This window comes from Ferrovum myxofaciens (genome assembly GCF_000735045.1).
Lineage (GTDB): Bacteria > Pseudomonadota > Gammaproteobacteria > Burkholderiales > Ferrovaceae > Ferrovum > Ferrovum myxofaciens.
Genome location: NZ_JPOQ01000539.1, coordinates 1 through 355, shown reverse-complemented (window position 1 = coordinate 355; position 355 = coordinate 1). Strand labels below are relative to the sequence as shown.

General features: G+C 55.2%; 1 protein-coding gene. It reads right to left on the bottom strand.

What is annotated here, in order from left to right; translation table 11 throughout:
• Window positions 1–355: hypothetical protein (locus tag IV91_RS16455; protein WP_035419004.1), on the bottom strand; the 355-nt coding region annotated here is incomplete at both ends.

Below are 355 nucleotides of genomic sequence, written 5' to 3'. Positions count from 1 at the left end.
GTTGTCCGGGGACTCTGCCTTGAGCCAGGAGAGTTTTTCATCCTTCTCGCTGGCATTCATGCTCCCGTCCACATGCTCCGCTTCGCAGGCCAGTGGAGAAATCACCTGTTCAAAAGTTTCTTCGCTCTCTTGATAGGCATCCACCACGGCCTTGAACATTGCGGCGATCTGCTTTGAACTGACCTTGTGGGTCTTGGCCCCTTTCTGGATTTCAATCACCTGACAGAAGGCCACGGCCCGGCGCATGGCTTCCCCATCGTCACCCTGATCCATCAGGCCCTGCTTGGACAGGGCTTTCCAGCAGCCGATGATCTTGGCAGCGTCGTCCACCTTGAGTTGATTATTCTCGTCTTTC